Source organism: Streptomyces sp. NBC_00647 (assembly GCF_045207245.1).
In the GTDB taxonomy this organism is placed as follows: Bacteria; Actinomycetota; Actinomycetes; order Streptomycetales; family Streptomycetaceae; genus Streptomyces.
Genome location: NZ_CP109040.1, coordinates 2,253,149 through 2,275,690, shown reverse-complemented (window position 1 = coordinate 2,275,690; position 22,542 = coordinate 2,253,149). Strand labels below are relative to the sequence as shown.

At 72.7% G+C, this 22,542-nt stretch carries 21 protein-coding genes; 13 read left to right on the top strand and 8 right to left on the bottom strand.

Features of this window, described 5'->3' with window-relative positions; genetic code table 11:
• Nucleotides 1-320: 320 nt before the first annotated feature.
• Nucleotides 321-1,493, top strand: coding sequence for an acyl-CoA dehydrogenase family protein (locus tag OG788_RS09995; RefSeq protein ID WP_406370240.1), 1,173 nt, complete (start codon nucleotides 321-323; stop codon nucleotides 1,491-1,493).
• On the opposite strand, the gene OG788_RS09990 is transcribed toward OG788_RS09995, so the two are convergent.
• Nucleotides 1,456-1,791 carry a hypothetical protein gene (locus OG788_RS09990; RefSeq protein ID WP_406370238.1) on the bottom strand — a complete coding sequence of 112 codons (336 nt, stop codon included), beginning with the start codon at nucleotides 1,789-1,791 and terminating at the stop codon, nucleotides 1,456-1,458. The genes OG788_RS09995 and OG788_RS09990 overlap by 38 nt on opposite strands.
• Before the next feature lie 328 nt (nucleotides 1,792-2,119).
• Between OG788_RS09990 and OG788_RS09985 the strand changes: the two genes are divergently transcribed.
• Entirely contained in the window at nucleotides 2,120-3,232 is a 1,113-nt protein-coding gene (locus OG788_RS09985; protein ID WP_406370236.1) for a hypothetical protein, read from the top strand.
• Nucleotides 3,233-3,245: 13 nt separating this feature from the next.
• Complete coding sequence (locus tag OG788_RS09980) at nucleotides 3,246-4,367, top strand: phosphotransferase family protein (protein ID WP_406370234.1); 1,122 nt, start codon at nucleotides 3,246-3,248, stop codon at nucleotides 4,365-4,367.
• A gap of 13 nt (nucleotides 4,368-4,380) precedes the next feature.
• On the opposite strand, the gene OG788_RS09975 is transcribed toward OG788_RS09980, so the two are convergent.
• Nucleotides 4,381-4,818, bottom strand: a complete 438-nt coding sequence (locus tag OG788_RS09975) for a hypothetical protein (protein ID WP_356759401.1) — start codon at nucleotides 4,816-4,818, stop codon at nucleotides 4,381-4,383.
• Nucleotides 4,819-5,086: 268 nt separating this feature from the next.
• Between OG788_RS09975 and OG788_RS09970 the strand changes: the two genes are divergently transcribed.
• The 4 genes from OG788_RS09970 (at nucleotide 5,087) to fxsA (ending at nucleotide 9,614) form a co-directional block, all read left to right on the top strand.
• Complete coding sequence (locus tag OG788_RS09970; protein WP_351539338.1) at nucleotides 5,087-5,527, top strand: Lrp/AsnC family transcriptional regulator; 441 nt, start codon at nucleotides 5,087-5,089, stop codon at nucleotides 5,525-5,527.
• Nucleotides 5,528-5,973: 446 nt separating this feature from the next.
• Nucleotides 5,974-7,590, top strand: coding sequence for an amidohydrolase (locus OG788_RS09965; protein ID WP_351539341.1), 1,617 nt, complete (start codon nucleotides 5,974-5,976; stop codon nucleotides 7,588-7,590).
• Between the two features lie 540 nt (nucleotides 7,591-8,130).
• Nucleotides 8,131-8,922 carry a polyprenol monophosphomannose synthase gene (locus tag OG788_RS09960; RefSeq protein ID WP_406370231.1) on the top strand — a complete coding sequence of 264 codons (792 nt, stop codon included), beginning with the start codon at nucleotides 8,131-8,133 and terminating at the stop codon, nucleotides 8,920-8,922.
• Nucleotides 8,923-9,044: 122 nt separating this feature from the next.
• Nucleotides 9,045-9,614 (top strand): FxsA family membrane protein, encoded by a 570-nt coding sequence (gene fxsA / locus OG788_RS09955; protein WP_351539345.1) that lies wholly within the window; start codon nucleotides 9,045-9,047, stop codon nucleotides 9,612-9,614.
• 260 nt (nucleotides 9,615-9,874) lie between these two features.
• Here fxsA and OG788_RS09950 read toward each other — a convergent pair whose 3' ends face one another.
• The 4 genes from OG788_RS09950 to OG788_RS09935 form a co-directional block, all read right to left on the bottom strand.
• Nucleotides 9,875-10,249 (bottom strand): RNA polymerase-binding protein RbpA, encoded by a 375-nt coding sequence (locus tag OG788_RS09950; RefSeq protein ID WP_003977404.1) that lies wholly within the window; start codon nucleotides 10,247-10,249, stop codon nucleotides 9,875-9,877.
• Nucleotides 10,250-10,504: 255 nt separating this feature from the next.
• Nucleotides 10,505-11,854 carry an MFS transporter gene (locus OG788_RS09945; protein ID WP_406370229.1) on the bottom strand — a complete coding sequence of 450 codons (1,350 nt, stop codon included), beginning with the start codon at nucleotides 11,852-11,854 and terminating at the stop codon, nucleotides 10,505-10,507.
• 41 nt (nucleotides 11,855-11,895) lie between these two features.
• Nucleotides 11,896-12,663 carry a glycerophosphodiester phosphodiesterase gene (locus tag OG788_RS09940; RefSeq protein ID WP_406370227.1) on the bottom strand — a complete coding sequence of 256 codons (768 nt, stop codon included), beginning with the start codon at nucleotides 12,661-12,663 and terminating at the stop codon, nucleotides 11,896-11,898.
• Complete coding sequence (locus OG788_RS09935) at nucleotides 12,660-13,382, bottom strand: YitT family protein (RefSeq protein WP_406370226.1); 723 nt, start codon at nucleotides 13,380-13,382, stop codon at nucleotides 12,660-12,662. Before OG788_RS09935 ends, OG788_RS09940 begins: the two co-directional genes overlap by 4 nt.
• Before the next feature lie 63 nt (nucleotides 13,383-13,445).
• On the opposite strand from OG788_RS09935, the gene OG788_RS09930 reads away from it, so the two are divergent.
• A complete protein-coding gene (locus tag OG788_RS09930; RefSeq protein ID WP_356757224.1) occupies nucleotides 13,446-14,945 on the top strand; it encodes a PLP-dependent aminotransferase family protein in 1,500 nt (499 codons plus the stop codon).
• A gap of 104 nt (nucleotides 14,946-15,049) precedes the next feature.
• Here OG788_RS09930 and OG788_RS09925 read toward each other — a convergent pair whose 3' ends face one another.
• Nucleotides 15,050-16,627 carry an ATP-binding protein gene (locus OG788_RS09925; RefSeq protein ID WP_406370224.1) on the bottom strand — a complete coding sequence of 526 codons (1,578 nt, stop codon included), beginning with the start codon at nucleotides 16,625-16,627 and terminating at the stop codon, nucleotides 15,050-15,052.
• A 39-nt stretch (nucleotides 16,628-16,666) separates the two neighbouring features.
• On the bottom strand, nucleotides 16,667-16,861 hold the full coding sequence (locus OG788_RS09920) for a hypothetical protein (protein ID WP_037621052.1): 195 nt from the start codon (nucleotides 16,859-16,861) through the stop codon (nucleotides 16,667-16,669).
• A 260-nt stretch (nucleotides 16,862-17,121) separates the two neighbouring features.
• Between OG788_RS09920 and OG788_RS09915 the strand changes: the two genes are divergently transcribed.
• The 5 genes from OG788_RS09915 to OG788_RS09895 all read left to right on the top strand — a co-directional run bounded on the left by OG788_RS09915 (nucleotide 17,122) and on the right by OG788_RS09895 (nucleotide 22,538).
• Nucleotides 17,122-17,514: an ankyrin repeat domain-containing protein gene (locus tag OG788_RS09915; RefSeq protein ID WP_406370222.1), complete on the top strand. Its 393-nt coding sequence runs from the start codon at nucleotides 17,122-17,124 to the stop codon at nucleotides 17,512-17,514.
• A gap of 300 nt (nucleotides 17,515-17,814) precedes the next feature.
• On the top strand, nucleotides 17,815-19,233 hold the full coding sequence (locus OG788_RS09910) for a HEAT repeat domain-containing protein (RefSeq protein ID WP_406370220.1): 1,419 nt from the start codon (nucleotides 17,815-17,817) through the stop codon (nucleotides 19,231-19,233).
• 139 nt (nucleotides 19,234-19,372) lie between these two features.
• Nucleotides 19,373-20,536: a glycosyltransferase family 4 protein gene (locus tag OG788_RS09905; protein WP_406370219.1), complete on the top strand. Its 1,164-nt coding sequence runs from the start codon at nucleotides 19,373-19,375 to the stop codon at nucleotides 20,534-20,536.
• Nucleotides 20,533-21,687: a glycosyltransferase gene (locus tag OG788_RS09900; RefSeq protein WP_406370217.1), complete on the top strand. Its 1,155-nt coding sequence runs from the start codon at nucleotides 20,533-20,535 to the stop codon at nucleotides 21,685-21,687. Before OG788_RS09905 ends, OG788_RS09900 begins: the two co-directional genes overlap by 4 nt.
• Nucleotides 21,684-22,538, top strand: a complete 855-nt coding sequence (locus tag OG788_RS09895; protein ID WP_406370215.1) for an SGNH/GDSL hydrolase family protein — start codon at nucleotides 21,684-21,686, stop codon at nucleotides 22,536-22,538. Before OG788_RS09900 ends, OG788_RS09895 begins: the two co-directional genes overlap by 4 nt.
• Nucleotides 22,539-22,542 lie beyond the last annotated feature (4 nt).

Sequence of the window (22,542 nt, the reverse complement as noted above, 5' to 3'; positions counted from 1 at the left end):
GGATGGTGCTGTGACCTTCCGGCGGCCGCGCGGCGGCCTGCCGATCGCCAATTGGCATGAACGCGGTGAGGCGTTGAGGGAACAGTAGGAGGACTAGACCATTGCGTCAATGGTTCGGACCAATTCGCCACCGCGTCGGCGGACGGCCGTCATCCGGTGAAGGGGTGCCTCCGTTCGGGCATACTCACCGCGCCACAGCCGCTGATCGGCGGGTTCCGCGATCCGGACCGGGAGCATCGGCTGGGCCGGGTGAGACCCGGCGGCACCGCCCCACCCGGGTGCGTGTTCGCCTTTGTGCCCGAACAGGGAGGAGCGTCACCATGCCCGACCGCGTCCCGGCGCCGGTGGACCGTCAACTGCCCACGGACGAGGCCCGGGAGCTGCTCTCGCTCGTCCGTGACATCGCGCGGCGCGAGATCGCTCCGAAGGCGGCCGAGGAGGAGGACGCCGGGCGCTTCCCGCGCGAGGTCTTCCGGCTGCTCTCGGATTCCGGACTGCTCGGACTGCCGTACGACTCCGACCACGGTGGCGGGTCCCAGCCGTACGAGGTCTACCTCCAGGTCCTCGAGGAGCTCGCCGCGGCCCGCCTCACCGTCGGCCTCGGCGTGAGCGTCCATACCCTCGCCTGCCACGCCCTCGCGAACTACGGCACCCCGGAGCAGCGGGCCGGGCATCTGCCCGCGATGCTCGGCGGCGGCCTCCTGGGGGCGTACTGCCTCTCCGAGCCGGCCTCGGGCTCGGACGCCGCCTCCCTGCGGACGAAGGCGGAGCGCCGGGGGGACGACTGGGTGATCACCGGGACCAAGGCGTGGACCACGCACGGCGGGGTGGCCGACTTCTACACCGTGTTCGCGCGCACCGGCGGCGAGGGCCCGAGCGGCATCACGGCCTTCCTGGTGCCCGGCGACGCCGAGGGGCTCAGCGCCGCACCGCCCGAGAGGAAGATGGGCATGAAGGGTTCACCGACCGCACAGGTGCACTTCGACGGCGTGCGGGTCGCCGACAGCCGACGCCTCGGCGACGAGGGGCAGGGCTTCGCGATCGCCCTGTCGGCGCTCGACTCCGGGCGGCTCGGCATCGCGGCCTGCGCGGTCGGCGTGGCCCGGGCCGCGCTGGAGGAGGCCGTCGCGTACGCCACCGGCCGGCGCCAGTTCGGGCGGAGGATCTCGGACTTCCAGGGGATCCGCTTCATGCTCGCGGACATGGCCACCCAGGTCGAGGCCGGCCGTGCGCTCTGCCTGGCCGCGGCACGGCTGCGTGACGCCGGCCGGCCCTTCTCCAAGCAGGCCGCCATGGCGAAGCTGCTGTGCACGGACGCCGCGATGAAGGTCACCACGGACGCCGTCCAGGTGCTCGGCGGGTACGGCTACACGGCCGACTTCCCCGCGGAGCGCTACATGCGCGAGGCGAAGGTCCTCCAGATCGTGGAGGGCACCAATCAGATCCAGCGCATGGTCATCGCGCGTCACCTCGTGGGTCCCGGTCCGCGCTGAGGTCACCTCGTGGGTCCTGTTGCGCGCCGAACTCCGCGCGCGGGTCCTGGCTCACGCCGAACTCGTTCCGAGGGTCGCGGGACGCGTTGAACCGTCCCTCGCCCCGCAGGTCCCGGACCGGGACGAAGCGTGCCTCGGCCCGTGGCTCCCGCACCGGTACGAAGCGCGCCTCGGCCCGCGGTTCCGCGACCGCGCCGAACTGCCCGTACCCGTACATCACGGACGGCGCCGCCAGTCGAGCCCACTCGGGGTCGTGGCGGCCCGGCAGCGTGCGGCCGCGATCGGCCCAGGCGCGCATCAGGGCACGGTAGATGGGCGGATCCTGGGCCGGCGGGGGCGGCGGCGGGAAGGGTGCCCGGTGAACCGATTCTGCCGGAGCCGGGACGAGGATCCGGCGTCGACGCCCGGTCGCGGAGGGTGTGGGGCTCATACCGGGGCAACGCCTGGGCGGGCGGACAGGTCACCGCCCACGGAATCGGGCGTGCGTTCGCGGGCGGACCCCCAGGGGGCCGCCCGCGGAGCGCGCTGTCTGGCCGGGGACCTGTATCTGACGTACCGTCAACTCTGCCGCCGGGGGCCGTACCCTCCGGGCGACGTCGACTGCCGCGCTCCCTGGGAGGCCTGACGTGACCGACGACCGCCCCGTCCCCCTCGACGAGTACCCCGTGCACCAGGTCCCGCTGTCCATGAAGCATGTCGCGAGCGGTGACCGGAACGCGTACGACCGCTGCATCTTCCACGTTCTCGACCACCGGGGCCGGGCCCTGCTGATCCTCGGCCTCGGCGTCTATCCGAACGTCGGCGTGATCGACGCGTACGCCACGCTGCGCCTCGGCGACGCACTGCACGCGGTCCGGGCGTCCGACGCGCTCGGCGACGACCGGATGAACCTGGCCGTGGGACCCCTGCGGATCACCGTCGAGGAGCCGCTGCGCCGGCTGCGGCTCCGCTCGGACGACGACACCCTCTCCTACGACATCACCTGGACCGCCGGCTTCCCCGCCCTCTGGGAGCCGCACCACGTTCAGCGCCGCGGTGGCAGGCTCACCCTGGAGGGCCGCCGATTCGTGCAGGCGGGCGGTGTCGAGGGCGTCATACGCGTCGGCGGCGAGGAGATACCCGTCGGCCCGGGGGAGTGGACCGGCACCCGGGACCGCAGCTGGGGGGTGCGCCCGATCCCGGGGGAGGAGGGCGGCCGGCTCGCCGCCGAGAACCCGACCGAGGGATTCCACTGGATCTGGTGCCCGGTGCGCTTCGAGGACCGCTTCCTGATGGTCGTCGTCCAGGAGGACGCCGACGGGTACCGCTCGCTCAACGACGCGACCCTCGTGCGCGACGGCGCGCGGGACCTCCAACTCGGCTGGCCCCAGGCCGACATCACCTACCGCTCCGGCACCCGGCAGCCCACCTCGGCCGTCCTCCACCTCACCCGCCCCCCGGACCGCAAGCCGCTCGAGCTGGGGGTGGAGGTGCTGGCCTCGTCCCCGCTCGCGGTCGGCGCGGGATATCCGCCGGCCGACGACTGGCAGCACGGCACCTGGCGAGGCCGTGCCTGGACCGACCGTCGCGTCTACGACCTCTCCGATCCGGCCGCCCAGCCCCTCGCCGGTTACGGGGTGACCGACCACGCCGCCCGCTTCACCCTCGACGGGCAGGTCGGGTACGGGATCTTCGAGCACGGCTCGTTCGGCCGCCACGACCCGAGCGGCTTCACCGGGTTCGACTCGGTCGCGCCCTGAGAGGAGTGGAGAGATGTCCACTGCGCCCCGCCCGCGCACGACCACCCGTGACCCCGAGGAGCTCGCGCGTCGGCTCACCGCCTGGCTGGGCACCCGCCTCCCGGGCGCCGAGGTGGTCGACGTGACCGTCCCGGAGTCCAACGGCATGTCCAGCGAGACCCTGCTCTTCGCCGTCGAACACCCCGAACCGCCGCTGCGGGACTGTGCGTTGAGACTCGCCGCGGACCCGGCCGCGTACAGCGTGTTCCCCGTGTACGACATGGTGCGGCAGTACCGCACGATGCGCCTCGTCGGTGAACGCAGCGATCTGCCGGTGCCGCGGGTGCTGTGGCTGGAGGAGGACCCCGGGCCGCTCGGGGCGCCGTTCTTCGTCATGGAACGCGTCGCCGGTCGCGTGCCTCCGGACGTCATGCCCTATACGTACGAGGGCAATTGGCTGCACGCGGCGAGCGACCGCGAACGCGAGCACCTGGAGGCGGCCTCGATCGGGCTCCTAGCCCGGCTGCACGACCAAGTCCCCCTGAAGGAGGCCCACTTCCTCACCCTGCCCGGAGAGGGCAGCCCGCTGCGCCGACATGTGACGGCGCAACGCGCCTACTACGCATGGGTGATCGACGGGCAGTCGCGTTCGCCTCTCATCGAGAGCGCCTTCGACCGGCTGGAGGCGCTCTGGCCGCGCGACGAGGGCGAGGCGGTGCTCAACTGGGGCGACGCGCGCATCGGGAACGTCATCTACGACGGCTTCGACCCCGTCGCGGTGCTCGACTGGGAGATGGCGGCCCCGGCCCCGCGCGAGGTCGACCTCGGCTGGACCGTCTATCTGCACCGCTTCTTCCAGGACCTGACCGTGGGCTTCGGGCAGCCGGGGCTGCCCGGCTTCCTGCGCCGCGACCGCGTCGAGGCACGCTACGCCCGCCTCACCGGCCACACCCCGCGCGACATGGACTTCTACACGCTGTACGCCGCCCTGCGGCACGCGATCGTCATGCTGCGCATCGCCTACCGCCAGGCGCACTTCGGCGAAGTGACCGTCCCCCCGGACCCGGACACACTGATCCTGCACCACGACAGCCTGCGGGCCATGGTGCAGGGCAGCTACGGCAGCTACTGGGATGAACCGGGCGTCGCCCGCTGAGCGCGCGGACCGCTCAGGCGGCCTGGCGCCGCATATCGGGAACACGCATCGGGCGCGAGCCCGGGCCGCCCACGTGGGAGAACGGCTGCGTCCGCCAGTCGAGGCCCTGAGGGAGCGTCAACAGGAGGGCCGTGTCCTGCTCCTGGAGTTCCGCGGACTCGTCCGCGGGCCGCGCCTCGGTGGCCGTGCGGCCCGTGCCCGAGCAGACCGTGAGCCCGAACGGGTTCCACGGTGAGGCGCACAGCGCGTGCTCCGGAAGGACCTCCTCGTCCGCCAGCAGCGCGATCGGCTGCGCGCAGTCCGGGCAGATCACCCGGTACATCTCGAAGGTGTCGTACGCGTCGAACTCATCGCCGTCCAGGGCGTCGGATTCGACACCCTCCGGCTCGGGCTCGAGAACGGACTGCTGCCGCTTGGGCGCGGTACGACCAGGGCGCTTAAGATTCTGCATGGGATTCTCCCCCTCGGGTGGGCCGACAAGGCGCTGCGACCTCGACCACAGCAAGCACTTCCCGTCCCGTCTCTGCGGTAATCACGTGAACATCACGGACCCGGTTGCATCCATGTGTCGTTCGTCACATGCCGACCGCAGGTGCCTGGCCCGGCGGAATTTCTCCGCCGGGTGGCGCACGACTGACTCTAGGCCACATCACAAAGCGGGTATGACCTGCGCCGCTGAGGTATCCGGGGGGATCAACGGCCCTGTAGGTTCTTGCGTCATGGAGGAGCTGGACCGACAGATTGTGCAGCTGCTCGTCGCAGACGGGCGGATGAGTTACACCGACCTGGGCAAGGCCACGGGCCTGTCCACGTCCGCCGTGCACCAGCGGGTGCGCCGGCTCGAGCAGCGCGGCGTCATCCGCGGCTACGCCGCGCAGGTGGACCCGGAGGCCGTCGGGCTGCCCCTGACCGCCTTCATCTCGGTGAAACCCTTCGACCCCAGCGCCCCCGACGACATCGCCGAACGCCTCGCCGGCGTCCCGGAGATCGAGGCCTGCCACAGTGTCGCGGGCGACGAGAACTACATCCTCAAGGTGCGAGTCTCGACCCCGCACGAACTCGAGGAGCTCCTCGGGCGGTTGCGGGCCCTCGCGGGGGTGTCGACGCGGACGACGGTCGTCCTGTCGACGCCGTACGAGGCCCGACCACCCCGCATCTGACGGATCCGCCCGTCCCGCATCCGACGGACCCGCCTGTCCCGCCTCTGACGGACTCACCCGGCCCGGTTCCGACCGGCCCGCGGGCGTTCGGGCGGATCTCCGGGCACGATCACGGGGGCCCGCACGGACGGCCCCGGGCACCGGCCGTGGGCGATCACGCGGGCCCGCCCGGACGGAGACGCCGACCGACCCAGGGCGTGGCCGCGCAGGCTCGCGAGGGGGATCGCAGGGTGATCGCCGGAACCCGCGCGGCGCACCGCGCGGACCCGTCCGTGTGACCGCGCCGACCCGCGTGGACGGCCTCGCGCACCCGTACACGCGACCGCGTCGGCCCGCCGGGACAGCCGTGCGGACCGGCCCCCGTGGCCGCGCCGGCCCGTCCGGGCGGCCGTGCCGGGACCGACCCCGGGGGCGACCCGGCGCCGGCAGGCGCGAGACTGTCCTCCATGAGTGAGAGCACCGCCCCGTCGGACACCGTGCTGCTGCGCGGTGGAGAAGTCCACAGCCCCGCCGATCCCTTCGCCACCGCCATGGTCGTGGAACGGGGACAAGTCGCCTGGGTCGGCTCGGAAGGAGCAGCCGACGCGTTCGCCGACGGGGTCGACGAGGTCGTGGACCTCGAAGGCGCCCTGGTCACCCCGGCGTTCACCGACGCCCATGTGCACACCACCGCCACCGGACTCGCGCTCACCGGCCTCGACCTGTCCGACGCGCCGTCCCTGGAGGCCGCGCTCGCCCTCGTACGCGACTTCGCGGCCGCCCGTCCGGCCGACCGGGTGCTGCTCGGGCACGGCTGGGACGCGGCCCGCTGGCCCGGCGGACGCCCCCCGGCCCGCGCCGAACTCGACGAGGCGACGGGCGGGCGCCCGCTCTACCTCTCCCGCATCGACGTGCACTCCGCGGTGGCCACCAGCGCGCTCCTGGACCTGGTCCCCGGCGTCACGGCACGCGCCGGCTACGCGCCCGACGGGCCGCTGACCCGTGACGCCCACCACGCGGTGCGCGCCGCGGCCCTCGGCGCGATCGGCGGCGGGCAGCGCACCGAGGCCCAGCGCGCCGCGCTCGCCCACGCCGCCTCGCTCGGCATCGGCTCCGTGCACGAGTGCGCGGGCCCCGAGATCTCCTCCGAGGACGACTTCACCGGCCTGCTGCGGCTCGCCGCCGAGGAGCCCGGACCGCGGGTCGTCGGCTACTGGGCCGAGCGCGACGCCGACCGGGCACGGGCCCTCGGTGCCGTCGGCGCGGCCGGTGACCTCTTCGTCGACGGCTCGCTCGGTTCGCACACCGCCTGCCTGCACCAGCCCTACCTCGACGCCGGCCACACGGGCGTCGTCCACCTCGACGCCGACGCCGTCGCCGCGCATGTGGTGGCCTGCACCGAGGCGGGCCTCCAGGCGGGCTTCCACGCCATCGGGGACGCCGCGGTGACCTCCGTGGTCGAAGGCGTCCGCGCCGCCGCCGAGAAGGTGGGCCTGGCCCGCGTGCGCGCCGCCCGGCACCGCGTCGAGCACGCCGAGATGCTCACCCCGGAGACCGTCGCTGGCTTCGCCGAATTCGGCCTCACCGCCTCGGTGCAGCCCGCCTTCGACGCGCTGTGGGGCGGCGAGGACGGTATGTACGCCCAGCGCCTGGGCGCCGAACGGGCCCGCACGCTCAACCCCTTCGCGGCCCTGCTGCGCGCCGGTGTGCCGCTGGCCTTCGGGTCCGACAGCCCGGTCACCCCGCTCGATCCCTGGGGCACCGTCCGGGCCGCCGCCTTCCACCGGACGCCCGAGCACCGGGTGTCCGTGCGCGCCGCCTTCACCGCCCATACGCGGGGCGGCTGGCGGGCCGTGGGACGGGACGACGCGGGCATCCTGGTGCCGGGCGCGCCCGCGGACTACGCCGTGTGGCGCACCGACGAGCTGGTCGTGCAGGCCCCCGACGACCGGGTCGCGCGCTGGTCCACCGACCCCCGCTCCGGCACCCCCGGACTCCCCGATCTGACCCCCGGGAACGACCTGCCCGTCTGCCTGCGCACCGTGGTCGGCGGACGGACGGTATTCGTACGGCCTAACGAGTGATGTCCCGGGGTTCCGGTGTCACGATCATGGCCCGGCACCCTGTCGCGCGACCTGCGCATCCTCCGGGCTGACCAGGGCTTTGAGGGAAAAGGTGCAGATCAAGCCAGTGTTGACAGCCGACGGCAGGTGGCCGGTAGGTTCGGCCGGGTCCACCACCGGACGGCCGACCGGGGAACTTCCGCGCGGCCTCGCAGCGCCGCTGGGTCAGGGGTGGTGTGCCGCACCGGCGCATCGCCACTGGCAGCCAGGCCCAGCGCTCGCGCCACGAGGCGAGGGAACGTTCCGACAAGTCGGCAGGTGCGACCCGGGTGGGGCCCGGACGTTCAGTAGACAACGGCTTTCGGTCGACCCGCAGCCAGCGGGTCCCTGGTCGGCCCGAAGGGCGCCGGGCCCCGATCCGCAGCACACGGTTTCCGCCCCGGAACACAGGTTGCTACCCGGCTCTCGAGGATCCGACACCCCCGTAGGGACGCCGCGACGCAGCAGCGCAGGTTGGGCGCACTATGGTGGACCCCTGCGTACGGATACGAAGGGGCAGCAGTGAACGACGGCGACGGGACCCTCGCGGCGGAAGCCCAGGGGAGGCAGTTCGGCCCGCTCGGCACGGCCTTGGTGATCATTCCGACCTACAACGAGGCGGAGAACATCAAGAAGATCGTCCGCCGGGTGCGATCCGCCGTGCCCGAGGCGCACGTTCTGGTGGCGGACGACAACAGCCCCGACGGCACGGGCAAGCTCGCCGACGAGCTGGCGGCCGATGACGAGAACGTCCAGGTGCTGCACCGCAAGGGCAAGGAAGGGCTCGGCGCCGCCTATCTCGCGGGGTTCCGCTGGGGCATGGAGCACGGCTACGGCGTGCTCATCGAGATGGACGCCGACGGCTCCCACCAGCCGGAGGAACTTCCCCGCCTGCTGACCGCCCTCAAGGGCGCCGACCTGGTGCTCGGTTCGCGCTGGGTTCCCGGCGGCCGGGTGGTGAACTGGCCCAAGTCCCGCGAGTTCATCTCGCGAGGCGGCAGCCTCTACTCCCGTGTGCTGCTCGACGTACCGATCCGGGACGTGACCGGCGGCTACCGTGCCTTCCGGGCCGAGACCCTCAAGGGCCTCGGCCTCGGTGAGGTCGCCTCCCAGGGCTACTGCTTCCAGGTGGACCTGGCCCGCCGGGCGGTGAAGGCCGGGTTCCACGTCGTCGAGGTCCCCATCACCTTCGTCGAGCGCGAGCTGGGCGACTCCAAGATGAGCCGCGACATCCTCGTGGAAGCGCTGTGGCGCGTCACCACGTGGGGTGTGGGGGAGCGGGTCGGGCGCATCACGGGCCGCAAGCGGTCCTGACCCGCGGGAGCGGCCCACGGGCCGCTCTGACGCCCGGGACGGGCCCGGTTCGCTGCGGTTCCCCGGCGGGGACTGATCATCAGCTTATCCCGTACTGAGGCGGGCCCAGGCACACTGGGAGCATGACGACAGGCGCTCCGACCCCCACCCACCCCGCCCGCCCGCGGCGCTCGCGGCTGCGTACCTTCCTGCCGCTCGGTGTCGCGGTGTGGCTGGTGCTGGAGATCTGGCTGCTGACGATGGTCGCGCGCGCCACGAGCGGCTTCACGGTGTTCCTGCTGCTGGTCGCCGGGTTCGTGCTGGGCGCCGTGGTCATCAAGCGGGCCGGCCGCCGCGCCTACAGGAACCTCAGCCAGACGCTGCAACAGGCGCAGAGCGGTGTCACGCCCACGAGCGAGGGCGGCCGGGGCAACGGCCTGATGATGCTAGGCGGTGTGCTCCTGATGATCCCGGGCCTGATCTCCGACGCGGTCGGCCTGCTCCTGCTGGTTCCGCCCGTTCAGAAGGGCCTCAGCCGCTACGCGGAGCGGACCTTCGACCGCAGGATGCGTGTGGCCGCCCCCGGAACCGTCGGCGACGCCTTCCAGCAGGCCCGTATCCACCGCCCCGACGGCAAGGTGGTCCAGGGCGAGGTCATCAGGAACGACGACCCGCGCGAGCCCGACGGCCACTATCCGCCGCTGAACGGCTAGCCCCGCCGGCGCCGGCGGGGGAAGCCCGCCGGCCGCGGGGCCCGGTCGAGCCGAGTCGCTTGACGCGGCGTGCGTCAGGCGGACGCTGCCCGGCGCGCGTCCGGCCGGCGCTGCCGCCGAAGTGCCCGACGCTGCCGCCGAAGTACGGCGAACGGCGCCCCGGAATTCACCGGAACGCACGAGACCGCGGGCCCCGTACGTGATGTACGGTGCCCGCGGTCTCGGCGTGCGTTGTGTATGCCGCTCAACCCTCGGAGGGGTTACGCGGACTTGCGGCTGTCCCGCGGATGCACCGCGATGTTCATCGCGCCGGAGCGAAGAACGGCCAGACGCTCCTCGAGGACCTCTTCGAGCTCCTCGCGAGTGCGCCGCTCCATCAGCATGTCCCAGTGCGTGCGCGCGGGCTTCGCCTTCTTCTCCTCAGGGCCGTCGCCGTCGACGAGAAGTGCCTGGGCCCCGCAGACCTTGCACTCCCACTCCGGCGGAATTTCGGCCTCCACCGAGAAGGGCATCTCAAAGCGGTGCCCCTTCTCGCATGCGTACTCCACGGCCTGGCGCGGGGCCAGGTCGATGCCGCGGTCCGTCTCATAGCTGGTCACTACGAGGCGTGTGCCGCGAAGAGCTCGCTCACTCATGAATCGTGCCTCCCGGGCTTGTCGCCCACAGGACAGGTGTCGCTGTCGTCGTCATCCGGTCAACGTCCGGTCGGCGGTAAAGATTCCCGTTACGGGTCATGCGTCGCCGTCGTAGCCGCCCCTTGTTGTACCCACCGTCGCCCGGTTTGTCACATCTGGCATCAGATGTCACCCAACGCTTCAGTATCATTGACGCGCAGTAACGGTACGCCAGGCAGGCCAAACGCGTACACTACCGCTCTTTGGCCCCGGACGCTAAATCCTCTCGGGTACGGGATTGCCCGCGTCGCGGATCGCCTCCCGGATCGGGACCCGCGCGAGCAGGACGAATCCGAGGGCGAAGAAGACCACGAGCGAGATGATGGCGTCCCGATAGCTTCCCGTCAGCTGGTAGGTCAACCCGAACAGCAGAGGGCCGAGCCAGCTCATTCCGCGGTCGCTCATCTCGTACGCCGAGAAGTACTCGGCCTCCTTGCCGCTCGGTACGAGATGCGAGAACAGGGAGCGCGACAGCGCCTGGCTGCCGCCCAGGACCAGTCCGATGCCGGCGGCGAGGACGAAGAACCACACGGGCGCGCCCGCGGGCAGGAAGTACCCGGCGCCGAGGGTGAGCGTCCAGGCGACGAGCGAACCGAGGATGGTGCGTTTCGCGCCGTACGTGCGGGCCAGCCGGCCCATGCCGAGCGCACCCCCGACCGCGAGCACCTGGACCAGGAGTACGGCCACGATCAGGGTCGACTGGCTGAGGCCCAGCTCCTCGGAGCCGTAGACCGAGGCCTGCGAGATGACCGTCTGGATGCCGTCGTTGTAGATGAGGTAGGCGAGCAGGAAGGAGAGCGTGAGCGGTTTGCCGCGCATGTCGCGCAGCGTGGCGGCCAGCTGCCGCCATCCGTGCGCGGACGCCTGTCCGGTGGAGGCCGTACGGCGGTCGCGCAGCCGCCTCAGCGGTACGAGGGTGAAGGCGCCCCACCAGACACCCGCGGAGGCGAGACAGATCCGCACGGCCGTCGCCTCGGAGACGCCGAAGCTGTCGTGGGCCGTGAACAGGATCAGGTTCGCGACCAGGACCAGCGCGCCCGCCGCGTATCCGAAGGCCCAGCCCCGGGAGGAGACGGCGTCGCGCTCGTCGGGCGGGGCGATCTGCGGCAGGTAGGAGTTGTAGAGGACCATCGAGACGGCCAGCGAGGCGTTCGCGACGATCAGCAGCAGCCCGCCCAGCAGATAGCGGTCGCCGTCCAGGAAGAACATGCCCGCCGTGGCTCCGGCGCCCAGATAGGCCGCCGCGGCGAGCAGTGGTTTCTTGCGGCCCGTGCGGTCGGCGGCCGCGCCCGCGATCGGCATCACGAAGATCGACAGGATGACGGAGGCGGAGACCGCGTACGCGAAGAAGGAACCGGCGCGGACCGGGACCCCCAGGGGATGGACGAACCCGTCCGCGTCCGCCGCGTGCTTGGCGACCGCTGTCAGATAGGGGCCGAGGAACACGGTGAGCACGCTCGTCGAATAGACGGAGCAGGCCCAGTCGTAGAAGTACCAGCCGCGTTGTTCTCGCCGGCGTTCGGCGGCATCCTCCGCCGCCCCCGCCCGCACGGTGTCCGTGCTCACCCGTGCCCTCGCTTCTCCGTGAACGGACCGCGCGAGGAGGCTCAGAACCAGGTGCCCCGGTCTTCCAGGACCTTGCGCAGCGTGTCGATGTGATCGGTCATGATGCCATCGACTCCCAGGTCCAGGAGCCGGTGCATGCGTTCCGGTTCGTTCACGGTCCACACATGCACCTGAACCCCGCGCGCGTGGGCGGCCCGTACGAAGCTGCGGTCCACCACCGGCACACCCGACTGGGTCTCGGGCACCTGGGCCGCGACGGCGGAGCGGCGGACCGCGGCCGGTACGCCCCACGAGCGCAGCCGCAGGTTGAGCACTCCGCGGGTGCCGAAGGACGTGGCCAGGCGCGGCCCGGCCCGATGCTGGGCGCGGACCACGCGCGCCTCCGAGAACGAACCGACGCAGACCCGGTCCCACGCGTCGCTGCGGCCGATCAGATCGAGCAGCGGGAGGAGGGCGGGTTCGGCCTTGACGTCGACGTTCCAGCGCACCTCGGGGAGCTCTTCGAGCAGTTCCTCGAAGAGGGGGACCGGCTCCTCGCCCGCCACGCGCGCCTGGCATACGTCGTCCCAGGGGAGGTCCGCGATCCGGCCCGCGCCGTCCGTGACCCGGTCCAGGGTCGTGTCGTGGAAGGCGACCAGCCTGCCGTCGGCCGTGGCGTGCACATCGGTCTCGACGTAGCGGTATCCGGCGTTCACCGCCCGCCGGAACTGGGTCAGTGTGTTCTCCAGACCGTCCGCCGACCCGCCGCGGTGCGCGAAGGGGATCGGGCCGGGATGGTCGAGGTACGGGTGAAGGGTGCGGGTGCTCACCCGGGCAGTATGGCGCGCTCCGGGTGACCGGTGGCAACGACCGCGCTGCCGACCGGTGCCGGACGGGCGGCGAACACGCGCAGGAAGAGCTGGGCGAGGGGTCCGATGGCGACGGCGTAGAGCACCGTGCCGACGCCGACCGTGCCGCCGAGCGCGAAGCCGCTCGCGACGACGGTCACTTCGAGGACCGTGCGCACCAGGCGGACCGAGCGGCCCGTACGCCGGTGCAGTCCCGTCATCAGGCCGTCGCGGGGACCCGGGCCGAAGCTGGCGGAGATGTAGAGGCCCGTCGCCACACCGTTCAGCACGATGCCCGCCACCAGCAGCGGAATCCGTACGGCCAGGGCGTGCGCGTCCGGGACCAGCGCGAGGGTGCCGTCCATGGCGATGCCGACCACGAAGACGTTGGAGACGGTGCCGAGGCCGGGGCGCTGACGCAGCGGGATCCACAGGAGCAGCACCGCGGCGCCGACGATGATCGACACCACGCCGATCGTCAGACCGGTCAGCTCGGCGAGACCCTGGTGCAGCACGTTCCACGGCTCCAGCCCGAGACCCGCTTCCACGAGGAGCGCCGAGCTCGCGCCGTACAGGGCGAGGCCGGCGTAGAGCTGGACGAGGCGGCGGGGGAGCCGTCCTGGTCCGGGAGCCTCGGCAGGTGCGGACTCGGAACGTGTGGACACGGGATGCCCCCCAGTGGTGGTAGTGGCCTGGCGCATGACACTCTGTGGCTTGAGAAGTGGTCGCATCCATGGCCAATTCGGGGAAGGTGGACTGGAATCATGGCGCAGTGGACTTCGGCGGTGGGGGCCGCACAGCTCGCCCGGCTCCTCAACTCCCAGCAGGAGCGCCCCGCGGGCCCGGGCACCCGTCGTCCGCCCGCGTATCGCGCGCTCGCCGACGGCGTCCGGCTGCTCGTGCTCGAAGGGCGGGTCCCGGTCGCCGCGCGGCTGCCCGCCGAGCGGGAGCTGGCGCTGGCCCTGTCCGTCAGCCGTACGACCGTCGCCGCGGCCTATGAGGCGCTGCGCGCCGAGGGCTTCCTGGAGTCCCGCCGCGGAGCAGGCAGCTGGACCGCTGTCCCCGCCGGGAATCCGCTGCCCGCGCGCGGTCTGGAGCCGCTGCCTCCCGAGACCCTCGGGTCGATGATCGATCTCGGCTGCGCGGCGCTCCCCGCGCCCGAGCCGTGGCTGACCCGCAGCGTGCGGGGTGCCCTGGAGGAGCTGCCGCCGTACGCGCACACGCACGGCGACTACCCCGCCGGACTGCCCGCGCTGCGCGCCATGCTCGCCGAGCGGTACACGGCGCGCGGGATTCCGACCATGCCCGAGCAGATCATGGTGACCACCGGAGCGATGGGCGCGATCGACGCGATCTGTCATCTCTTCGCCGGCCGTGGCGAGCGCATCGCCGTCGAGTCGCCCTCGTACGCCAACATCCTCCAGCTGATGCGTGAGGCCGGTGCCCGGCTGGTGCCCGTCGCCATGGCCGAGGGACTGGCCGGCTGGGACATGGACCGCTGGCGCCAGGTTCTGCGTGACGCGGCCCCCCGGCTCGCCTATGTCGTCGCCGACTTCCACAACCCGACCGGGGCGCTCGCCGGCGAGGACCAGCGGCGCGGCCTGGTGGACGCGGCGCGCTCGGCGGGCACCGTCCTGGTCGTCGACGAGACGATGAGCGAACTGCATCTGGACGAGGGACTGGAGATGCCGCGGCCCGTGTGCGGCTTCGACCCGTCGGGCTCGACCGTGATCACCGTGGGCTCGGCGAGCAAGGCCTTCTGGGCGGGTATGCGGATCGGCTGGGTGCGGGCCGCCCCCGACGTCATCCGCAGCCTGGTCGCCGCGCGCGCGTACGCCGACCTGGGCACGCCCGTGCTGGAGCAGCTCGCCGTGAACTGGTTGCTCAGCACGGGGGGCTGGGAGCAGGCGGTCGACATCCGGCGCGGCCAGGCCCGCGAGAACCGCGACGCCCTCGTCGCGGCCGTCCGCAGGGAGCTGCCCCGGTGGGAGTTCTCGGTGCCGCACGGAGGCCTCACCCTGTGGGTGCGCACGGGCGGTCTGTCCGGGTCGCGGCTGGCCGAGGTCGGTGAGCGCGTGGGCGTGCGTGTTCCCTCGGGGCCCCGGTTCGGGGTGGACGGCGCCTTCGAGGGGTATGTGCGGCTGCCGTTCACCGTGGGCGGGGCGGTCGCGGAGGAGGCGGCGACGCGGCTGGCCGCGGCTGCCCGGCTGGTGGAGACCGGCGCGAACGGAGGGGACGAAGGGCCGCGCACGTTCGTGGCGTAGTGGCTCGGAGGCGGGAGCGGCACGCGTGACGGACGGGCCGGAGACTCTCCAGGAGTCTCCGGCCCGTCCGTCACGCACGCGACAAGACCTCGGGGGAACCGGCCCTACCCTTCCGCCACCGCGACTTCGGCGACCCCGGCGACCTCCGAGGGGACCTGTGCCGTGTCTCCCGGAGTGGTCCGCTCCGGGAGGAGGTCGAGCACCGCACGCCGGTGCGTCTCGCTCGTCGCGTCGTCGTACGGGTCGGGGGTGGCCGGGACCTGGAGGCGCAGGACGGGCCCCGTGCCCAGGCGGGCGTAGCCGCGGCCGGGCGGGACGTCCCGGGTCGGCGTGGTGTGCGGGGGCGCTCCCAGGACCGATTCCAGCTGGGCGGCCGAGGCCGGCCCGAGCACCACGCGCGCGCGGGTGTGCTGGCGTACCGCGTCGCTGAGGAATTCGAGGTGCTCGAAGTGCTCGGCGACCACCACCGTGACGCCCGCCGCGCGGCCGTGCCGCAGCGGAATCTGGAGCAGGGCCTGCGGGTCCTCCCGTCCGTCGGCGGCGGCCAGGTGGCCGAGCGCGCTCGGCCGGTCCAGCAGGATCCACAGCGGGTTCTTGATGTCGTCGGGGGCGGGATGCCCCGCCTGACGGGCGCGGTTCGCGGCGATCAGCCGCCGCTCCGTCTCGTGCGCCGCCCATTCCAGACTGGCGAGCGCCCCGGTCGCCGAGCACTCGACGGCCAGCACGCCGTCGCGCCCGGTCAGGCACGCGTACTCGCCCGTGCCTCCGCCGTCGACGATGACGACATCGCCGTACTGGAGGGACTGCAGGGCGATGGAGCGCAGGAGGGTGGACGTGCCGGTGCCCGGTTCGCCCGCGATCAGCAGGTGCGGTTCGGTGGAACGGGCGCCCGTGCGCCAGACGACCGGAGGGACGTCGCGCTGTTCCTCGCCGTGGGTGAGGGGGAGCGTGCGCTGCACGTCGGCCGGATCGGTGAAGCCGAGGACCGTCTCGCCGGGCGCGGTCACGAAGCGCTGGGCGGCGATGTCGGTGGGGAGGGGCGGCAGGACCGTGACGGTGAGTTCGTTGCCCTCCTCGTCCCAGTCGAAGTGGTACTCACGGCCGCGGCCCGACTTGGCGTGCAGAAGCTGCTCGATACGGGCGCGGGAGTCCGGTTCGCCGTCCGTGAAGTACGCCGGGTAGCGGATGAGGAGACGGGAGACGCGGCCGTCGTCGTCGAAGTCGTACGCGTCGAAGGCCTTCTCCCAGTCGCCGCCGTGGGCGTAGAGGGGATCGGGGTCCTCGGCGGCGGAGAAGTACGGGACGAGGGCCTCGTAGAGGGACTGGAGGCGACCCGTCTGTGCCTCGTCGGGACCGGTCGGGGGCGGTGGGGTGCGGTCCCGGCCGGTCCAGGCTGCCGCCGCCATCAGGCTGATGACGGCGAGCAGCGGTCCGTACGGCACCAGGGCCACGACCAGGATCACCGAGGCCACCAGGAACAGCAGCGGACCTCGCCGGTCCTTGGGGGTGGCGGCCCACTTGCGCCGTCCGGCGGCTGCCAGCCGGCGCAGTCCACGGGTGACCGTGATCAGTGGATGGAGGACATCGGTGGCGCTGTCGGCTGCCGTCCGGGCCAGCTCCCGGCTCTTGGCGATCTGTGCGTTGCCGTTGCTGAGGATGCGGGGGAGAGGGCGCCGAGCCACTGCTGTCTCCTGAAGGTGCGTACGAGGTGGGGGACGTCGTCAGAACTTGATCCCGCCGAGGAGGCCCGCCAGGCTCTCCCCGCCGGCCTTGATGCTCGGCGCGATGGCCGTGCTCGCGAGGTAGAAGCCGAAGAGTGCGGCCACCAGGGCGTGCGACGCCTTCAGTCCGTCCTTCTTGAAGAAGAGGAAGACGATGATGCCGAGAAGGACGACGCCTGACATGGACAGAATCATTTGAGCTCTCCTGGTTCGTGGGGACAGTCACCATGAGTTGTTCCAGGATCACAGCATGTATCCATACGATAAAAGGTGCAAGTGGGTGAATTTCAGCAGATTTCACTCACGTGGTGGAGCCCACTTGGGCCGCCTGAGCTGGTCTGTTGCTCCCGATGCACCCTTTGTGATCTTTTCCGCGGGCGGTGCCTGTCATGTGCCGTCGGAGCCAGTACCCTGTCGATTCACCCGAACGGTTGCAGTGAGAGGCGGTCCGGCCGATGAGTGGAGCCCCCGACCCCGAGGTCGTGGAGCTGGCGACCAAGATCTTCGATCTGGCGCGACGCGGCGAGACGGAGACGCTCGTGGCGTATGTCGACGCGGGCGTACCGGCCAACCTCACCAACGACCGCGGCGACTCGCTCGTGATGCTCGCCGCCTACCACGGTCACGCGGAGGCGGTCGGCGCCCTGCTGGAGCGCGGGGCCGAGGCCGACCGCGTCAACGACCGGGGCCAGACCCCGCTCGCCGGAGCCGTCTTCAAGGGTGAGGAAGCCGTCATCAGGGTCCTCCTGGCGGCCGGCGCCGATCCGGCCGCGGGCACCCCCTCGGCCGTCGACACGGCGCGTATGTTCGCCAAGACGGACCTGCTCGAACTGTTCGGAGCACGCTGAACCCAACGCCTTGACCAGGCGAAACGCAGGAAAACAGGGAGGCGGAACGGGGCCGCCGGAAATACGGTCGCGGCGGGAAGAACCGCCGGGTCATCATGACGACGTGATTCACGGACGTGATGGCTGGGCAGAAGTTGCCGCACCGCGCGGGCCGTGACGCGGCCCGCATGGGCCACCGACGAGAGGCAGAGGAAGATGGTCTACAGCAAGCAAGAGACGGCGGGCGCTCCGACGTGTTGTCACGCGGCCAGGTAATGCAGGATCCCGGTTGCGTCGACGCTTGATGTGAGGCTGTTTCCCATGTTCGATCCGGTCATAGCGCCCAGCGGAACCCTGCTCGGCCTGCTCCAGAGGGGCCGCGGCGACGGCACGCTGCACGCGCTCACCGCACCGCGAGCCGAAGCGCTCGCGGCACTGAACCACTGTGTTCTGAGGGACCCCCGCCATGACTGGCAGGTGGAGAACCGCTCCCTGTACTACGCCCGTCTCTACCTCGATCTGAGCGGTGAGCTCGACGAGATCGAGCGGCACCTCTTCGATGCCGAGGACGTGCTCGACGACTGCGAGTCACGCACGGGACTCGCCCTCGCGGTCCTCGGGCACCTCGCCTCCTACGGCAGGCCGGACGCGCTCGCGCTGCTGCGCAGGTACGCCGCCGCCGGCACCAACTGGGCCTGGGCCCTCGACGAACTGGCCCTGCGCGACGACGACGCGGGCCTGCGCGCCCTCGCCGTCCCCGTGCTCGCCCGCTTCCCGGCCGACGCGGAGGGCGAGGCCGCCCTCGCCGCCGCCGTACGCGACTCCTTCGAGCCGCGGCCCTGGCGGCTGTGGGCCGACGACCCCCGCGCATCCATCGCGGCACGCGTGCGTGCCGCCCAGGAAGCCGGGTCCTTCGACCGCTGGCAGCGCCAGATGCGGCCGACAGGACCCCGCCCGGGGTGGAGTGTCCGCGCCGTCTTCGAGTGGGCCCAGCAGGGCATCGACCGCGGAGCCGCGCTGCACGTCCCGGCCGCCCGCTGTCTGACCGCCGTCGCCGGACCGGAGGACCGTCCCGAGATCGTCGAGGCCGCGCGCCAGGGCTCCGAGGGGGCCCGCTGCACGGCCCTGCGCTATCTCGCCGACGGCAATGACCCAGACGCCCTCGACCTGATCGAGGAGGCGGTCGCGGCCGGTCCGACGGCCGTCGCCGAGGCCGCCGTCGACGCCTTCGAACGGATGCGGAGCGTCGCCGCGGTCGACCGCGCGCGGGGCTGGGCGCACCGGCCCGACGCCCTCGGCGCGGCCGCCGGCCGCATGCTCGCCTGCCGGGGCGGGGCGCAGGACCGGGACCTCGTGCTGGCCGCCCTGCGCGAGGCGGTACGGGGCGAGGGCCCCGACGCGCCGACCCTGTGGACCCTCGTCGACGGCACCGGACGGCTCGGCATCGCGTGCGCCGCCCCCGTGCTGCGGCACATCTACCGGGAGACCGCGTCGTCGCATCTGCGCCAGCGCGCCGCCCGTGCCCTGGCCGTCACCGATCCCTCCTTCCCCGCCGGCTTCGCCGTCGAGTGCCTGTGGGACTGCGAGGAGACCACCCGGGAGACCGCCGCCCGGCACGCCGAGACGGGTGACGCCCGTGTGGTGGATCAGCTGCGACGACTGGCCGCTGATCCGGCCGAGGAGGCCGAGGTCCAGACAGCGGTACGGAGCCGGATCGGGCCCGACATGCCGGCCGTATGAACGTTCGGTGACCCGGGAGTCAGGGGTGCGTGGACGGCGGCTGACCTGGACGGGGGCGGAGTGCAACGCTCACGGGACGTTCATCGTTCGCAAAGATCCACGTTGACGCGGCCACGTCCGGTGCGGCGAGAACACCCGTATGCGTGTCGTCATCGTGACCGAATCCTTTCCCCCCGATGTGAACGGCGTGGCCCACTGCGCGCTCCAGACCGCCCGGCACCTCGTCGATCGCGGTCACGCTCCCCTGGTCGTCGCCCCGGCCACCTCCCCCAGGTTCTCGGCTTCCTCTGAACCGGGAGGGACCCCCGCCGGGACCGGGCCCGAAGCCCTGGCGCCGTGCCCGGTCGTCCGAGTCCCCTCCCTTCCGCTCCCGGGCTACCCCCAGGTCCGCGTCGCCCTCCCCAGCCGACGCGTCGCCGCGGCCATCACCGAACACCGCGCCGACATCGTCCACCTGGCCAGCCCCTTCATCCTCGGCGTCCGCGGCATGGCGGCCGCCTCCCGGCTCGGCATCCCCGCCGTGGCCGTCTACCAGACCGACCTCGCCGGATACGCCCGTACGTACATCAGCGCGGGCGAGGCCACCGCGTGGCGGCGCATCCGCTCCGTGCACGCGGCGGCCGACCGGACCCTCGCGCCGTCCAGCGCGGCCCTGCGCGACCTGGAGTCACACGGCGTGCCCCGGGTGCGGCTGTGGGCGCGTGGCGTCGACACGGTCCGCTTCCGCCCCGAGCACCGGGACGAGGCGCTCCGCCGCGAACTGGCGCCGAACGGCGAACTGATCGTCGGCTACGTCGGCCGGCTCGCCCCCGAGAAGCAGGTCGAACTGCTCTCCGGGGTCTGTGGACTGGACGGCGTCCGGGTCGTCGTGGTCGGCGACGGACCCAGCGAAGCCACCCTGCGGGGCGCGCTCCCCGGAGCCGTCTTCCTCGGCCGGCGCACGGGTGACGAACTCGCGCGGATCTTCGCGTCACTGGACGTCTTCGCGCACACCGGCCCCTTCGAGACCTTCTGCCAGACGGTGCAGGAGGCCATGGCCAGCGGGGTGCCCGTCGTCGCGCCCGCCGCCGGCGGACCGCTCGACCTGGTCGCCCACGGGCGCACCGGGCTGCTGGTCCCGCCGCGCGACAGCGCCGCCGTACGCGACGCGGTGCGCACACTGGCCGCCGATCCCGCGCTGCGGGCGGCCTGCGGCGCCGCCGGACATGCCATGGTCGAGGGCCGCACCTGGGCCGCGGTGGGCGACCAGCTCATCGGCCACTACGAGGACGTGCTGTCCGCGCGGAAGCTGGTGGCGGCATGAGTCTGCGCATCGTACGGCTCGCCAACTTCGTCGCCCCCGCCTCAGGAGGCCTGCGCACCGCGCTGCGGGAGCTGGGAGCCGGTTATCGGGCGGCCGGCCATGAACCGGTGCTGGTCATACCCGGTGAGCGCGCGAGCGACCGTGACACGGAGCAGGGGCGGGTGATCACGCTGCCCGGGCCACTGCTGCCCGGGACCGGCGGCTACCGCGTCCTCACGGACAAGCGGCGTGTGGCCCGCCTCCTGGAGTCGCTCGCCCCCGACCGCCTCGAGGTCTCCGACCGCACCACCCTGCGCTGGACCGGAGTCTGGGCGCGGCGGGCCCGGGTGCCCGCGGTGATGGTCTCCCACGAGACCGCCGACGGTGTGCTGCGCACCTGGGGGCTGTCCGAGGGGATGGCCCGGCGGACCGCCGACGCCCTCAACGTCCGTACCGCGCACACCTACGCGCGGGTGGTGTGCACCACGGAGTTCGCCGAGCGCGAGTTCGTGCGCATCGGCGCCCGCAACGTCGTACGCGCGCCCCTGGGCGTCGATCTGGTGAACCGGCACCCGGAACTGCGGGACCCGGCGGTGCGTGGCCGCTACGCGCGCTCCGACCAGGCCCTGCTCGTGCTGTGCTCGCGGCTCTCGGTCGAGAAGCGTCCCGGTACGGCGCTCGACGCCCTGGAGGCGCTGCTGCGGTGCGGAGAGCGCGCCGTCCTCGTCGTCGCCGGGGACGGACCGCTCAGGGCCCGGCTCGAACAACGGGCGAGGGACCGGCGGCTGCCCGTCACCTTCCTCGGGCACGTGGCCGACCGCACCCTGCTCGGTTCGCTCCAGGCCTCGGCCGACGTGTGCCTGGCACCGGGGCCCGCGGAGACCTTCGGGCTCGCCGCCCTGGAGGCGATGGCCTGCGGCACCCCCGTGGTCGCCAGCTCGCTCTCCGCCCTGCCGGAGATCGTCGGCTCCGCCGGAGCCACCGCCTCCGACGGCGGGGACTCCTTCGCGGACGCGGTACGGCTGCTCCTCGGCCGCACCGAGAGCGAGCGCAGGCAGGCCGCACGCGCGCGTGCCGAGTGCTTCGGCTGGGACGCGGCCGTGGCGGGCTTCCTCGCCGCGCACGACGCGGTGGTCCCGAACCGGCCGCGCCTCCAGGAGGGCGTGGCATGAGACCGGTGCGGTTCGTCGCCCTCGGGGACTCGCTCACGGAAGGGGTGGGCGACCCCGTCGGGGACCGGTGGCGGGGGTGGGCCGAGCTGCTCGCCCCCGGGCTCGCCCCGGCGGACGCCCCCGTGCGGTTCACCAATCTCGCGGTCAGCGGAGCACAGACACGGGACGTCCTCGAGCGGCAGGCCCCGGCGGCGCTCGCTCTGGAGCCCGACCTCGTCTCCGTCGTGATCGGCGTCAACGACACCCTGCGGTGCACGTTCGACATCCATGCCGTGGCCGAACGGCTCGACAAGGTGTATGCGGCGTTCCGCGCGCGGGACACGGTCGTGATGACGGCCTGCCTCCCGGACCCCGGCTCGATGCTCGGGCTGCCGGGAGCCCTGGCCCGCCCGCTGGCCCGGCGGCAGCGCGCGGTCAACGCGGTCGTGCACGCCCTCTCCGAGCGGCACGGGGCGCTGCATCTGCACGCGGCGGAGGAGGAATGGCTGAGAGAGCGCGCCGTGTGGAGCGCGGACCGGCTGCACCCGGGGGAGCTCGGGCACCGCCGGCTCGCCCTGCACTTCCACGCCCTCCTCGCCGAGGAGGGCGTCGCCACCGGGATCACGCCCTCGGCCGAGCCCGAGTTCCCCGCGCCGACCCGCTCCGCGAGCCTCCTGTGGCTGGCCACCGCGGGGACGGGATGGGTGGCCCGGCGCTGCACGGACCTGCTGCCCCAACTGCTCACCCTGGCGGCGTCCGAAGTGCGCCACCGGGCCCGGGGCACCAGCGCCCGCCTCGACCTGAGCGCCTCGCACGCCGTCGCGTCCGCCCTGGCCGCCCTGTCGGTGGCCGAACAGCCGGACGTGGCATGACGGG